The sequence below is a fragment of the Streptomyces hokutonensis genome, from assembly GCF_000376565.1.
GTDB lineage: Bacteria > Actinomycetota > Actinomycetes > Streptomycetales > Streptomycetaceae > Streptomyces > Streptomyces hokutonensis.
In genome coordinates this window covers 69045-82638 of sequence record NZ_BARG01000033.1, presented here as the reverse complement: position 1 = coordinate 82638, position 13594 = coordinate 69045, and the positions used below count along the sequence as shown (strand labels likewise).

Annotated in this window: 15 protein-coding genes; 6 read left to right on the top strand and 9 right to left on the bottom strand. The window is 70.8% G+C overall.

The genetic code is table 11. The features are described from left to right. The first annotated feature begins 15 nt into the window (after nt 1–15). Nucleotides 16–879, top strand: a complete 864-nt coding sequence (locus SSP08S_RS19705) for an acyl-CoA thioesterase (RefSeq protein WP_019069341.1) — start codon at nt 16–18, stop codon at nt 877–879. A gap of 37 nt (nt 880–916) precedes the next feature. Here the strand turns inward: SSP08S_RS19705 and SSP08S_RS19700 are convergent, their stop codons facing one another. After that, nucleotides 917–1843, bottom strand: a complete 927-nt coding sequence (locus tag SSP08S_RS19700) for a DUF6397 family protein (protein ID WP_019069340.1) — start codon at nt 1841–1843, stop codon at nt 917–919. 126 nt (nt 1844–1969) lie between these two features. Next, nucleotides 1970–2383, bottom strand: a complete 414-nt coding sequence (locus tag SSP08S_RS19695) for a roadblock/LC7 domain-containing protein (protein ID WP_019062680.1) — start codon at nt 2381–2383, stop codon at nt 1970–1972. Nucleotides 2384–2475: 92 nt separating this feature from the next. Here SSP08S_RS19695 and SSP08S_RS19690 point away from each other — a divergent pair, with 92 nt between their 5' ends. Beyond that, nucleotides 2476–2904 carry a PPOX class F420-dependent oxidoreductase gene (locus SSP08S_RS19690; RefSeq protein WP_019069339.1) on the top strand — a complete coding sequence of 143 codons (429 nt, stop codon included), beginning with the start codon at nt 2476–2478 and terminating at the stop codon, nt 2902–2904. 9 nt (nt 2905–2913) lie between these two features. Here the strand turns inward: SSP08S_RS19690 and SSP08S_RS19685 are convergent, their stop codons facing one another. The 5 genes from SSP08S_RS19685 to SSP08S_RS19665 form a co-directional block, all read right to left on the bottom strand. After that, nucleotides 2914–3519, bottom strand: coding sequence for a GTP-binding protein (locus tag SSP08S_RS19685; RefSeq protein WP_019069338.1), 606 nt, complete (start codon nt 3517–3519; stop codon nt 2914–2916). A 182-nt stretch (nt 3520–3701) separates the two neighbouring features. Next, nucleotides 3702–4115: a DUF742 domain-containing protein gene (locus tag SSP08S_RS19680; RefSeq protein WP_019069337.1), complete on the bottom strand. Its 414-nt coding sequence runs from the start codon at nt 4113–4115 to the stop codon at nt 3702–3704. 22 nt (nt 4116–4137) lie between these two features. After that, a complete protein-coding gene (locus SSP08S_RS19675) occupies nt 4138–4575 on the bottom strand; it encodes a roadblock/LC7 domain-containing protein (protein WP_019069336.1) in 438 nt (145 codons plus the stop codon). Then, a complete protein-coding gene (locus SSP08S_RS19670; protein ID WP_026178645.1) occupies nt 4572–7100 on the bottom strand; it encodes a sensor histidine kinase in 2529 nt (842 codons plus the stop codon). The genes SSP08S_RS19675 and SSP08S_RS19670 overlap by 4 nt, the downstream gene beginning before the upstream one ends. Nucleotides 7101–7164: 64 nt before the next feature. Next, a complete protein-coding gene (locus SSP08S_RS19665) occupies nt 7165–7938 on the bottom strand; it encodes an MHYT domain-containing protein (RefSeq protein WP_019069334.1) in 774 nt (257 codons plus the stop codon). A 152-nt stretch (nt 7939–8090) separates the two neighbouring features. Here SSP08S_RS19665 and SSP08S_RS19660 point away from each other — a divergent pair, with 152 nt between their 5' ends. The 3 genes from SSP08S_RS19660 to SSP08S_RS19650 all read left to right on the top strand — a co-directional run bounded on the left by SSP08S_RS19660 (nt 8091) and on the right by SSP08S_RS19650 (nt 10147). After that, nucleotides 8091–8690 carry a class I SAM-dependent methyltransferase gene (locus SSP08S_RS19660; RefSeq protein WP_026178644.1) on the top strand — a complete coding sequence of 200 codons (600 nt, stop codon included), beginning with the start codon at nt 8091–8093 and terminating at the stop codon, nt 8688–8690. 134 nt (nt 8691–8824) lie between these two features. Continuing rightward, a complete protein-coding gene (locus SSP08S_RS19655) occupies nt 8825–9121 on the top strand; it encodes a hypothetical protein (protein WP_019069332.1) in 297 nt (98 codons plus the stop codon). Between the two features lie 135 nt (nt 9122–9256). After that, a complete protein-coding gene (locus SSP08S_RS19650; RefSeq protein WP_019069331.1) occupies nt 9257–10147 on the top strand; it encodes a hypothetical protein in 891 nt (296 codons plus the stop codon). A 128-nt stretch (nt 10148–10275) separates the two neighbouring features. Here the strand turns inward: SSP08S_RS19650 and SSP08S_RS19645 are convergent, their stop codons facing one another. Then, nucleotides 10276–10458 carry a tail-anchor membrane protein gene (locus SSP08S_RS19645; protein ID WP_019069330.1) on the bottom strand — a complete coding sequence of 61 codons (183 nt, stop codon included), beginning with the start codon at nt 10456–10458 and terminating at the stop codon, nt 10276–10278. Nucleotides 10459–10611: 153 nt separating this feature from the next. Beyond that, nucleotides 10612–11676 carry a fatty acid desaturase family protein gene (locus tag SSP08S_RS19640; protein ID WP_019069329.1) on the bottom strand — a complete coding sequence of 355 codons (1065 nt, stop codon included), beginning with the start codon at nt 11674–11676 and terminating at the stop codon, nt 10612–10614. A gap of 389 nt (nt 11677–12065) precedes the next feature. Here SSP08S_RS19640 and rox point away from each other — a divergent pair, with 389 nt between their 5' ends. Beyond that, nucleotides 12066–13496 carry a rifampin monooxygenase gene (gene rox, locus SSP08S_RS19635; protein WP_019069328.1) on the top strand — a complete coding sequence of 477 codons (1431 nt, stop codon included), beginning with the start codon at nt 12066–12068 and terminating at the stop codon, nt 13494–13496. Nucleotides 13497–13594: the final 98 nt, after the last annotated feature.

Genomic DNA, 13594 nt, shown 5'->3' with positions numbered 1-13594 from the left:
AGGAGAATCCCACCCATGACGAACCCGGCAGAGCGGCTCGTCGACCTGCTCGACCTGGAGCAGATCGAGGTCAACATCTTCCGTGGCCGCAGCCCGCACGAATCCCTCCAGCGGGTCTTCGGCGGCCAGGTGGCCGGCCAGGCGTTGGTCGCCGCGGGGCGCACCACGGAGGGCGACCGGCCCGTGCACTCGCTGCACGCGTACTTCCTGCGCCCGGGCCGGCCGGGCGTGCCGATCGTGTACCAGGTCGAGCGGGTGCGGGACGGGCGGTCGTTCACCACCCGCCGGGTCACCGCCGTACAGCAGGGCCGCACGATCTTCAATCTCACCGCCTCCTTCCACAAGCCTGAGCAAGGTCCTTTCGAGCACCAGCTGCCGCCCCGCGAGGTCCCGGACCCGGAGTCCCTGCCGACGGTGTCGGAAGAGGTCCGGGCCCATCTGGGCGTGCTGCCCGAGCAGTTGGAGCGGATGGCACGCCGTCAGCCCTTCGACATCCGGTACGCGGACGGGCTGCGCTGGAGCGCCGAGGAGATCAAGGACGCCGAGCCGCGCAGCGCCGTGTGGATGCGCGCGGTGGGGCCGCTCGGCGACGATCCCCTGGTGCACACCTGCGCGTTGACGTACGCCAGCGACATGACGCTCCTGGACGCCGTCCGGATCCCCGTCGAACCCCTGTGGGGGCCGCGGAACTTCGACATGGCGTCGCTGGACCACGCGATGTGGTTCCACCGGCCGTTCCGCGCGGACGAGTGGTTCCTGTACGACCAGGAGTCCCCGATCGCGACGGGCGGACGAGGTCTGGCCCGCGGACGCATCTACGACCTGGAGGGACGCCTGCTCGTCTCGGTCGTCCAGGAAGGGCTGTTCAGGGCGCTGTAACTGGCGGACGTGCGCTGCGGCTCACCCTTTTCGCGACTCACGCGCTTCTGCGGCGCAGCCAGCTCAGCATGCCGCGTGATCGCTTGGGTTCCGGCGCCGGCTCGGACGGGTGCTCGCTCGGGGTCGGCGGTGGTCCGGCCAGACGCTCGCTCGGGCGCGGCGGTGATCCGGCTGGTTGGGAGGCGGGGCGCGGTGCCGGGCGCTGGCTGCGCGCCTCGTCCAGTACCTGGGCCAGGTCCGCCCGCAGCCAGCTGATCTCGTCCGGGTGGTCCGCCGTCATGATCCGCTCGGCGAGGTGGGCGGAGGGCGAGCCCGGAGTGCCGTGGGCGGGCGGGTCGGGCCGGAACCGGTTCAAGTGGGCGCGCTCGTAGGGGTCCGGGACGATCTCGGCCACCTGGAGGGGGTCGAGCAAGGCGGACAGAGCACCTGCGCGTTCCCATGGACCGTCCGCCTCGCGCAGCAGGAATCCCAGGTGGCGTCCGCGCCAGTTGCGGGGCCGCAGATCCAGGCCCTCCTGGAGTTGGTCGCGCAGTCCTTCGGGCGTGCGGCCGTTCAGCAGTGCGGTGTGGTTCTTGTCGGTGGCGAACTGCCGTAGTTCTTCGGCGAGATAGAGCCAGACCACGGCTCGGTAGCGGTTCAGATAGAACCTCACCGGCACCACCAGTCCCAGCCGGGCGAGGCGGGTGAACCTGGCGGGGGTGACCTCCATGAGGGCCGCGCCGTCCGTGGTGCCCACGGTCCTGACGCTCTCCACGAGCGATTCCGGGAACCCCTCCGCCGAGCGCAGGCGGTCGATCTCGGTGCGGGCGACGCGTCGGCCGCCGCCCCCTTCGTCGGGCACGGTGCGGATGCGTCCGAGATGGACGGCGAGGTCGAACTCGCCTCGTTTGAGGCCCAGTTCCCGTGCCGCGCGACTCGGAGTGAACGCGAGTTCCGACGGTGTGGTGATGATGTTGCCTGCCATGGTCGATCTCCCCCGTGGAGTCCGTTGCTCACGCTGTGTGCGTTCGCGATGGACAAACCGTAGCCGGTTCGGAGAATCTCGTGGCGAGCCTGTGGATAACTTCGCGGGAGCAGACGAACTCGCAGGTCAGAGGTCCGTGACCGGAGTTCGCTCGGGCTGCCGGGCGTCCACGCCGAGGTGCTCGCCGACGCGGTTGACGAGCAGTGTCATCTCGTAGGCGATCTGGCCGATGTCCGCGTCCGCGCCGCTGAGGACGCACAGACAGCTGCCGCTGCCCGCGGCGGTGACGAACAGGACGGCGTCGTCGAACTCGATCATCGTCTGCCGCACCCCGCCGGCGCCGAAGTGCCGCCCCGAGCCCTTGGCCAGGCTGTGCAGTCCGGACGAGACGGCGGCGAGATGCTCGGCGTCCTCGCGGCGAAGTCCCGTGCTCGCGCCGGTCACCAGTCCGTCGTTGGACAGGACCAGCGCGTGGCGTACGTGTTCGACGCGCTCGGTCAGATCGTCCAGCAGCCAGCTCAGTCCCTGGTTCTGCGCCATGTTCCGGCCTCCCCGTGTCGCGTCTCCCCCTGGCCGGAGGATCTCCCGTCAGCCTTCACCACGCCCGTCGCCCGAGCAAGGAGGATAGGGGCATGGCACAGAACATGACCGACGAGGAATGGCGGGCGTTTGTCTCGCACGGCACGCGCACGGGCAAGCTGTCGACCGTTCGCGCCGATGGGAGCCCACATGTGGCGCCGATCTGGTTCCTGCTCGACGGGGACGACGTGGTGTTCAACACCGCGAAAGGAACGGTAAAAGGGCGCAATCTGGCCCGTGACGGGCGAGTCGCCCTCTGCGTGGACGACGATCGGCCGCCGTTCGACTTCGTGGTGCTGCAGGGGCGCGCCACATTGTCGGAGGACCCGGACGAACTCCGGTACTGGGCCGCCCGGATCGGGGCCCGGTACATGGGCGAGGAGCGTGCCGAGGAGTTCGGCGCCCGCAACGGAGTGCCGGGCGAACTCCTCGTCCGCGTCACGGTTGAGAAGGTGGTGGCCCTGAAGGGGATTTCGGAGTGAGAGCTCCGGTCAGCCCACCGAGTCGAGCATCCGGGCGGTATGCATCCGTCCGGCGTACTCGACAAGCCGGATCAGCACCTCCTTCCCCGAGTCGCGGTCCCGGGCGTCGCAGAGGACCACCGGTGTTCCCCGGTCGAGGTCCAGGGCGCGGGAGACATCGTGGGCGCCGTAACTGCGGGCGCCCGTGAAGCAGTTGACGGCCACCACGAACGGGATGTGCCGGTGCTCGAAGTAGTCGACCGCGGGGAAGCAGTCCTCGAGGCGCCGGGTGTCCGCGAGGACCACGGCTCCCAGGGCTCCCTGTGACAGCTCGTCCCACAGGAACCAGAAGCGGTCCTGGCCAGGGGTGCCGAACAGGTAGAGGGAGAGACCGGACCTGATGGTGATACGCCCGAAGTCCATGGCGACGGTCGTCGTGACCTTCTGGTCCACGCCGTCGGTGTCGTCCACCAACTGGCCGGCCTCGCTGAGCAGTTCCTCGGTGCGCAGCGGCCTGATCTCACTGACCGCGCCCACCATGGTGGTCTTGCCCACGCCGAATCCGCCGGCGACCAGGATCTTCAATGCCAGGGCGGTCGTCTCGCCGCCTTCGGCATCGGAGTGCTCGGAGACCATCGATCACTTCTCTCGGGAGTGCCGGCAACGGTCGACGTCCGTAGGTGTGCATCCTGGCAAGTACGGCCTCACTACGGGCGGTTGGACCGCTATTTGCCCGATGTGACCGTCTCGCACCTGTTCGGTGTACGGAAGGGTGCACAAGTCGTCGTCGTACGCGTTCGAGTGGTGCTGAAGTTTCATCACAGTGCCCGGAGTCCTTCGATCACCTCGCGCAGAATCCGTTCGTCAGGAAGCTGCGCGGGCGGCACGGGACGGCTGACGGTGACACAGCCGAGCTCCAGGAGGTCGCCCAGGAGCACCCTGACCACTCCCAGGGGAAGGTCCGCTCCTGCGGCCAGTTCGGCGACGGACTGTGTCTCCGCGCGGCACAGGTCGATGAGGGCCCGGTGTTCCGGTCCGAGCCCGGTGTCGTCGTCGAAGCCGGGCGCGCCCGCGTCCAGCGTGACCAGCGCGATCAGGTCGAACCGCACTCCTGTGGGGCCCGGTTTGGTACGTCCGCCCGTCATGGCGTAGGGGCGGACGAGAGGGCCGGCCTCCTGGTCGTACCACTGGCTGCCCGGCTCGTGCGGGACACCGGTCATGTCTTCGGTCATCGGAACGGACCGCCTTCTCGCCTCATCCGGCGGCGGGTGGCCGCGCACCGACGCGCGGCGGCGTGTACAGGTGCTCGCCGACGCGCTTGACCAGCCGTGCCATCTCGTACGCCACCAGGCCTATGTCGGCGGTCACAGAGGTGAGGACGGCGAGGCAGGAGCCGTCCCCGGCCGCCGCCACGAACAGGAAGCCGTCGTCCATCTCCACCATGGTCTGCCGCACTCCGCCGGCGCCGAAGTGCCGCCCCGCGCCCTTGGCGAGGCTGTTGAATCCGGAGGCGACCGCGGCGAGGTGTTCCGCGTCCTCGCGGTCGAGGTCGGTGGAGGCTCCGATGGCGAGGCCGTCGTTGGACAGCACCACGGCATGCCGTACTTCGCCGACGCGCATCACCAAGTCGTCCAGCAGCCAGTCGAGTTCACCTGACCGCTGGGCGGCCCTCATGCTCGGGTCCTGGATCATGCGGGGTCTCCTTCGCTGCTGTCGCTGCCCGTTGCGGGGCCTGGGGTGGCGCCGCGGCCCGGCTGCCTGCCGCCGCCGCGCGTCCAGCCTTCGCGGTAGGCCGCCATCCGGTCCCGTACGACCTCCGGACTGCGGTGCTCGTCGCGAGGGGCGGCAGGCGCCCGTTCCCGGTCCGCGGCGGGCTGTTCGCGGAGCTGGGGGGCGAGGCTCGCCTGCCGTACCCGGCGGGGGAGGTCGTCGCCGTCCTCGGGGCCCTCGGTGTCCTCGGGAGGTCGGTGCAGTCGCAAGGTGGTGACTCCAGGGGGCGGGGTGCCGTTCGCCGGCTCCGCCGAGACCCGGGGCGGGGACGCCAGCGCGGGTCGGTCGGCCGGTGCCGGGACGGACTCCTGGTGCGGGGGCGGGGACGGCACGCGCGCGTACTCGCGTTCCACGGCCCGCTGTCCGTCGTCCACTGCCGCGCGGGGGGCGCGTTCGGCCGCGCCGCCGTGCAATAGGGCCGTCGGCAGCAGTACGACCGCTGTCGTTCCGCCGTAGGGCGAGGTCCTCAGGTGCACCTTGATGCCGTGGCGGGCGGCGAGCCTGCTGACCACGAAGAGGCCGAGCCGGTCGCTGTCGAAGAGGTCGAGGGCCTCGGACTGCTCGATGCGGCGGTTGGCCTCGGCCAGCGTCTCCGGGCCCATGCCCAGACCCCGGTCCTCGACCTCGACGGCATACCCGTTGCCGACGGGTTCGCCGGTGACGCGCACACGCGTGTGCGGCGGCGAGAACTGGGCGGCGTTCTCCACGATCTCGGCGAGCAGGTGCGTGAGGTCGGCGACGGCCGTGCCGAGGACGGAGGCCTCGGGGAGTTGGCGTACCTCCACGCGCGCGTAGTCCTCGACTTCGGACACGGCGGCGCGGACCACGTTGGTCAGCGAGACCGGCATGCGCCAGGCCCGGCCGGGTGCCGCGCCGGAGAGGATGATCAGGCTCTCGGCGTGCCGTCGCATACGGGTGGTGAGGTGGTCGAGGCGGAACAGGTCGCTCAGTTCGTTCGGGTCCTCGGAGCGGCGCTCCATGCTGTCCAGAAGGCTGAGTTGACGGTGCACCAGGACCTGGCTGCGGCGGGCGAGGTTGACGAAGACCCCGGAGATGCCGCTCGCGAGTTCGGCGCGTTCGACAGCGGCCCTCAGGGCGGCTCGGTGCACGGTGCCCAGGGCCTCGGCGACCTGCCCGGTCTCGTCCTCCGCTGCCGGTCCGGGCGGAGCCTCCGCGCGGACGTCGATCTCCTCCCCCGCGCGCAGTCTGCGCATGGCCTCGGGGAGTTTGTGGCGGGCGATCGCCAGGGCGTCGTTGCGCAGACTCACCAGTTCGACGACGAGACCGCGCCCGATGCGCACCGAGATGACGAGCGACGCGATGACGGCGGCGAGACCGAGCAGGACGGCGGCGCCGGCCGGGGTGAGCAGTCCTCGTGCGAAGGGATCGGCGCGGTCCGCGACTCCGCCGCCCGCGTCCTCCTCGATGGCGCGCATGCCGTCCCGCACGCGTGCGTGCGCGTTGTTCCAGGTGCTCTCGGGAGCCGAAGCGATCGCGCGGGTGCCCGAGTTGGCGGCGAGGACCTTGTCCTCGACCGCGCCGACCACCGTGTAGGCGCCGGTGTCGGCGAGGTTCCGCCAGGCGGTGCGTTCGGAACCCCGCAGATCCCCGGTGGCGGAGTCGGTGAGGGTACGCCGCGTTTCGACGGCGCCGGTGAACAGCCGCAGCCGCTCCCCGTCGAGGCGGCCGTCGAGACGGGCACCGGCGAGCACCACGTCCTCCTGCGACAGCGATTCCGCGGCCCGGGAGAACTCCAGCAGCACGCGCGCGTCGGAGCCGAGGGCGGCGTCCTGGATTCCGGTGAGCGCCCCGCCCACGGCGAAGGCCGTCGAGATGGTCCTCGTGTACTGCCCGTACGTCTCGTCCCATCCCGCGCGGTGGGCGAGTACGTCGGCCCGCAGCGAGCGCAGTCGCTCGGCTCCGGTGACGAAGGTCTCCAGGCGTTGGGCGACTCCGGCCGGCAGTTCCTCGCCGTCGGCGACGGTGCTGGTGTCGCCGAGCCGCAGCCGCGCGACGGCCAGGTCCGTGTTCGCGGCCAGCTTCTTCAGGTCACCGCTCGGCTCGGCGCCGGGGTCGGTGGCGTAGCGCACCGCGGCCGACCGCTCGGCCTGCAGCGCGACGACGGCGACCGCGACGGGGCTGCGCACCGCCGAGTCCACGCGCTGCAACTGCCGTAGCCGGGCGACGTCCTGGGCCGTGCTGACGGTGGCGTACGCCCACAGGGCGAGCAGGGAGACGACCGGCACCATCAGCAGGCAGACGATCTTGGCCCGTACGGTGCGGGGACGCATCCGCCAGCGTCCCACGCGCGGGGACACCTCGTCCTGCGGTGCGTCCAGGGGCTCGTCGAAGAGTTCGTCGGCGGGTGGTCCGGCGTGTGCGCGGCGACCGCGCACGGGCGGCGGCGTCTCGGCGCCGGCTCTCGGGGTCCTACGGGGGTTGCGCATGGCCTCCTCGCTCGGGAGTGGTTCGGGGCGTGCCGTGGCGGGCCCTTGTCGGTCGGGCCGCTTGTCAGTGGGCGACGCTCTCGGCGGGCCGCTCGGCCGAGGCGGTCGCCTCGCGTTCTCCCGTCGTCGGCGACAGTGCGACGAACGCCGAGGTCAGGAACAGGTAGGACCCGAGGCCGACGGCGAGGGGGAAGATGAACTGCATCGCCGTGGCCCCGGGCAGGACCGAGCCGGAGGGGGTGACGTGCACGCGCACCGCGAACATCCCGGTGTAGTGCATGCTGGCGACGGCCGCCCCCATGACGAGTGAGGCGACGGTGACGGCGATGGGCGACTTGATGTTGAGGGCCGCCCACAGGGCCGCGGTCGCCGCGACGACGGCGATGAGGACGGAGAGCCCGACGAGCATCGGGTCGTAGCTCACATCGCCGTGCAACCGCACCGCCGCCATTCCCAGGTAGTGCATGCTCGCGACGCCCAGTCCGGTGGTGAGGCCGCCGAGGAAGAGCGCGCGGCCACGGTCGCGGCCGTAGCCGACCGCGAAGACGCCCGCGCAGACGACGACGATGGCGACGACGAGGCTGAGCACGGTCAGTGGCACGTCGTAGCGGATGTCGGTGCCGCTGACGCCGAAACCGAGCATGGCCACGAAGTGCATGGTCCAGATGCCGGTGCCGAGCGCGGAGGCCGCGGTGACGAGCCAGTTGCGGCGCGAGCGGCCGGTCGCGCCGAGCGCGCGGACGGTGCAGCGCAGCCCGAGTGCGGAGCCCATGCAGGCCATCACGTAGGACAGCACGGGGGTCAGCCAGCCGAAGGTCGCGTGGTCCAGGTGTCCCATGACCAGGGGACGCTAGTAGGGGCATGGGCGCACAAAGGGGGCGCATTTCGAAAGGTGTTGCAATATGACGCAGTGAGGCGCCTGAACGACCGCGTCACGCTCGAACGTGTGCACCGAAGCGTCATCCGTGTCGGTGAGGGATCATGCGGAACATGAACGACGACCACACGCATGTCCGGGAGTTCTTCGGTGCGCGCGCCGCGGACTGGGACAGCCGCTTCCCGGACGACGGCCCCGCCTACGCGGCGGCCGTGGCCGAACTTGCGCTGCGCGCAGGGGATCGCGTGCTCGACGCGGGCTGCGGGACGGGGCGCGCCCTGCCGCCGCTCCGTGCGGCCGTGGGGCCCTCGGGAGTGGTGGTGGGGGCCGATCTGACCCCGGCCATGCTGGAAGCCGCCGTACGGGCCGGACGCGGCCGTGCCGGGTGCCTGCTGCTCGCCGATGTGGCCGCGCTGCCGCTGCGGCCGGAATCGCTCAATGCCGTGTTCGCGGCGGGTCTGATCGCGCATCTTCCCCAACCGGAGGTGAATCTGCGGGAGTTGGCGCGTGTGGTGCGCCCCGGCGGCACGCTCGCCCTGTTCCACCCGATCGGCCGCGCGGCGCTCGCGGCGCGTCAGGGACGGCAGATCACCCCGGACGACCTGCGCGCGGAGCCCAATCTCCGTCCGCTGCTTGCCGGTTCGGGATGGCGTATGACGTCGTACACCGACGAGGACGCCCGCTTCCTGGCGCTGGCCGTGCGCGAGGGCTGAGTCGCACCGCTGCGGGACGCTCCAGGCGCTTCACCGCAACGTCCCCCTTCTGTCGCCGCAACTCCAACTCTAGGTTGGGTAGCAGTAGATGGACGGTCGGCGACAGAACACCACGCAGGGGGAAGGTGGTCAGCATGTTCGACAGGCCCCGCAAGACCTTCGCCAGACTTCTCGCCTCCACGCGCACGGAGACCGGCGACGGCCCCGAACGGCGGGGGCACAACCTGTTCGAGGCCGCGGCCGTCTACGTCTCGGCACGCGCGGAGGACGACCAGGACCGGATCGACGAGGCCGCGGGCTGGGTGTCGCCGGAGGCCCTGTCCTTCGGGGTGAGCGAGTTGGCGTGCCGGGCCGTGGTCGCGCTCGCCAGGGAGCGTGACGAGTCGCCGCGGACGGTGGCCCGGGCCCTTCTCGGGCTCCCTGCGGCCTGACACTTCGGGTCGCCGGTGGTCATTTCGCCCTGTCCAGACGGAAAACTGCAGCTCCGCGTGTACTTGGGAGTCGTGACAAGCGGCTTCCGGGCACACTAGGGTGCGCGCGGTTGGACGAATGATGGGGAGGCTGGGATGGCCGACACGGATGAAGAGGCCGTCGCCGCCGAGGACGACGCGCTCTATGTGCTCACGGCGGTGCTGCTGACGCCGGCGAAGTTCCCGAGTGTGCTGGGTGACGACTATCCGGAGGCCTGCGCCGCGCTCGGTATGGCGCCGCTCGCCGACGGGTACGGCCTGGTGCTCGGCCAGGACGGCGACGGTGCGCGGTGGACGGTCGTCATCGACGACGTGTCGCTGGTCGCGGTCGCCATCGCGTCCTGGGACTGCGGCATGGAGTACGACCTGTCGCCGAGCGAACGCACGGTGGTCGCGGCCCTGCCGGGCTGGCCGCTCGCGGTCGCGGTCGCGGCTCCCAATGTGCCCGCGCCGCACGACCCGGACCCCGACCTCGTGGACCGGCCGCCGTTGGCCCCGCCGGACACCACCACCTGGGGCCCGGCGCAGCGACGGCTGGGCGCCGACGAGATCGCGCTGCAGTGGGCCCTGTGGCGGGAGCAGATCGACGACTCGGCCTTCCCGGCCCAGGGCAGCGCGGCCGAGGCTTCGGAGTCGTCGCCGGGTGACGTCACCTCCGAAGACGCGTCCGAGTCGGACGAGGTCGCTTCGGGCGGCGGCGGAGAAGGCCCGCAGACGGGCCACAGCGGGGTCCGCAGGGTGCTGTCGGAGGCCCGCGCGTACGTGGACGCCCCGCCGCCACTCGGGCGCGTCAGATCGTCCTTCGCGCCGGGCGAGGCGCGCACGCTGCGGGCCGACGGCCCCGGCTGGTCGATGGTGGCCCGGACCGACGACATCGCGTTCGTCCTGCTCGACGAGGAGCCGGGCGAGGTGCTGCCAGTTGGTCGAGGTCCGGAGTTGCCAGGTCTTCTGGAGGCGCTGGACAAGCTTGCCGTACGGCCGAGTTGAGCGACCGTACGCTCCCGTAGCCGGGCACTGTCCGCGAAGCTGCTGTCAGCAGCCCCGCGGACGGTGCCGTGCTGTTCTCTGTTCCCGCGCGCCGGACGGGAGCGCGGTGGGGCGTCGGTGTGTCGGTGTCAGCGGCCGATCTCCTTGCCCGCGACACGGCGCAGCCGGCGCCGCTGCGAGGGATCCAGCGTGAGATACGCGGCGGCCGGCACTCCCACGACTATCAGGAATGAGACCCACCAGGGCAGCCAGATCAACAGGATCAGTCCGACCGCCACACCTCCTACAACGATCTTCGTGTTCCTCGACATGTGTTGCCTCCTCCGCGGCCACGGCCGCTCTCTGATGTGAAAACGGGTCCGCGCTTCCCACAGTTCCGGACCGCGACCCTGAGACATCCCTGAGACGCTTCCCCTACTGGTCCCCGGGGGCCACCCGTCCCCGAGCCGTCAGCCGTTCCGTCGTCACTCCGTCCACTCCGGCCTCAGCGGCTCCCCCACCTCGTGGAGGTGGCGCAGGGCCTGTCGGTAGGAGTCGACGAGCCCGGTCTCCACATAGGGGATACCCACATCCTCGCAGTGGGCGCGCACCAGCGGCTGGGCGAGCCGCAGATTGGGCCGCGGCATGCTCGGGAAGAGGTGGTGTTCGACCTGGTAGTTGAGCCCGCCGAGGAACCAGTCCGTGAGGGGGCCGCCCCGGATGTTCCGTGAGGTGAGCACCTGGCGACGGAGATGGCCCCATCGTTCGCCGTTCGGGTCCGGCATCTCCATGCCCTTGTGGTTGGGGGCGAAGGCGAGACCGAGGTGCAGTCCGAACAGGGCCTGGTGGAGTGCGGCGAACGCGAGTGCCTTCCCCGGGGACATCGAGGTCAGCAGCAGCGTGGCGTAGGCCGCGAGATGACCCACCAGGAGCGCGCCTTCGACGGTCCGTTCGCGCCGGGGCTGCCGCCGCAGGTCCTGGAATCCGTGGACCTTGAGGGCGATGCCTTCGAGGAGGGTGAGCGGGAAGAACAGCCCGGCCTGGTTGCGGGTGAGCCAACGCCGGAAACCGGAACGGTGCCTGGCCTGCTCACCGGTGAACACGAGGATGTCGGCGACGACGTCCGGGTCCTTGTCGATGTGGTTGGGGTTGGCGTGGTGGCGGTTGTGCTTGTCGTTCCACCAGGAGTAGCTCATTCCCAGCAGCAGATTGCCGTGGATCAGACCGATGAGGCGGTTGACGGCCCTGCCGCCGGCGATCTGGGAGTGACCCGCGTCGTGGCCTATGAAGGCCGTTCGGGCGCCGAACACGGCGAGCAGCGGGGCCAGGAGCAGGGACGCCCAGGAGTCGCCGATCAGCACGATGCCGGTGACGATGCCGGCCAGCGCGAGGGCGTTGACGGAGACGCAGAGCGCGTACCAGGCGCGCCGCCGCTCCAGTAGGCCTCGGCTCTTGACCGTGCGCAGGAGAGGCGCGAACTCGCTTCCTGGGGACGCCGTTACGGCATCCCCGGGATCATGCGCGCCGACGACTGCGGTGGTCTGGGACATGTCCGGTCTCCGGCTCTCTCAGGCAACGGGGTGACCTGAGCAAACGTACGAATCGGTGACCGGTCGCGACCATGGCGGCACCCCCCGTGTCCGTACGGGGGTCACCCGGGTCCTCCCAGGGGGGTTGACGACACCCCCGGCGACCCGGTCCGAAGAAATCGAGCGCCCGGAGAAGCGCGTCGGAAAAGGTGTCGGAAAAAGGCAATGGCAAGGAGGTCGTCCGCTCCTTGCCACACCCAACGTATAGCGCAGCACGGGGCTTGCGGCAAGGCCCCTGCAGTGCCGCAAAATGGCCGACCGAGGCCTGGAGCTGCGGAAACGCGGGGTCCGTGAAACAGATGCCCTCAGGGCGGCCGGCCGGAAAGCAATCTCTTTGAATGGGCGTTTCGATGACGGACGTGATCGTGGCCGGCGGCGGACCGACCGGCTTGATGCTGGCCTGCGAATTGCGGCTGCACGGCGTGCGCGTGGTCGTGCTGGAGAAGTTGACCGAGCCGACCGGGGAGTCCCGCGGGCAGGGTCTGCACGCGCGCAGTGTGGAGATCATGGACCAGCGCGGACTTCTCGACCGGTTTCTCGCGGTGAGTGAGAAGTTCGTGGCCGGCGGTCTCTTCGGCGGCATCGTCAAGCCCTGGCCGGACGGCTTGGACACGGCTCACCCCTATGGGGTCGCCACCCCGCAGCCGGTCACCGAGCGGCTGCTGGGCGAGCGTGCCGTCGAGCTCGGTGCCGAGATCCTGCGCGGCCGTGAAGTCGTGGGGCTGAGCCAGGACGCGGACGGGGTGACCGCCGAGCTGGCGGACGGCGCACAGCTGCGCTCGCGCTACCTCGTCGGGTGCGACGGCGGCCGCAGTGCCGTGCGCAAGTCGCTCGGTGTCGGTTTCCCCGGGGAGCCCGCCACCGTCGAGACACTGCTGGGAGAGATGGCGGTGACCGAGGATCCGGCCACGATCGCCGCCGCCGTCGAGGACGTCCGCAAGACCCAGCTGCGGTTCGGCGTCAGCCCCGGCGAGAACGGCATGTACCGCGTCGTGGTGCCCGCGGACGGGGTGGCCGAGGACCGCGCGACCCCGCCGACCCTGGACGACTTCAAACGGCAGCTGCGGGCCGTCGCGGGCACCGACTTCGGCGTGCACTCGCCGCGCTGGCTGTCACGGTTCGGCGACGCCACACGGCAGGCCGAGCGCTACCGGGTCGACCGGGTGCTCCTGGCCGGCGACGCGGCGCACATCCATCCGCCGACCGGCGGACAGGGGCTCAACCTCGGTGTGCAGGACGCCTTCAACCTCGGCTGGAAACTGGCCGCCGCGGTCAACGGGTGGGCTCCGGAAGGACTGTTGGACAGCTACCGCCTCGAACGGCACCCAGTGGGCGCCCGCGTGCTCGGCAACACGCGCGCGCAGATCACGCTTCTGGGGACCGATCCGGGTGCGACCGCACTACGGGGGCTGTTCTCCACGCTGATGGACTTCGAGGAGGTGAACCGGTACGTGACCGGGATGATCACCGCGGTCGGCATCCGCTACGACTTCGGCGACGACCATGAACTCGTCGGCCGACGGATGCGGGACGTGAAGTTGACGCAGGGGCACCTCTACGGGCTGATGCACGGCGGCCGAGGGCTGTTGCTCGACCGGACCGGCCAACTCTCGGTTACCGGCTGGGCGGATCGCGTCGACCATGTCGTCGACGTCGTCGAGGAACCCGAACTGGACGTACCCGCCGCCCTCTTGCGGCCGGACGGCCACGTGGCCTGGGTCGGTGACGATCAGGAGGGCCTGCTCGATCGGCTGCCCAAGTGGTTCGGTCCCCCGCGCTGAGTGCAGCGTTCGGACCCGCTCCTGCCCGACGAGCGGCCGACACCCTGGATTCATCCGGCCGTCGACCGCGGTTCCTCATGGGGCCCAACTCTGGCCGC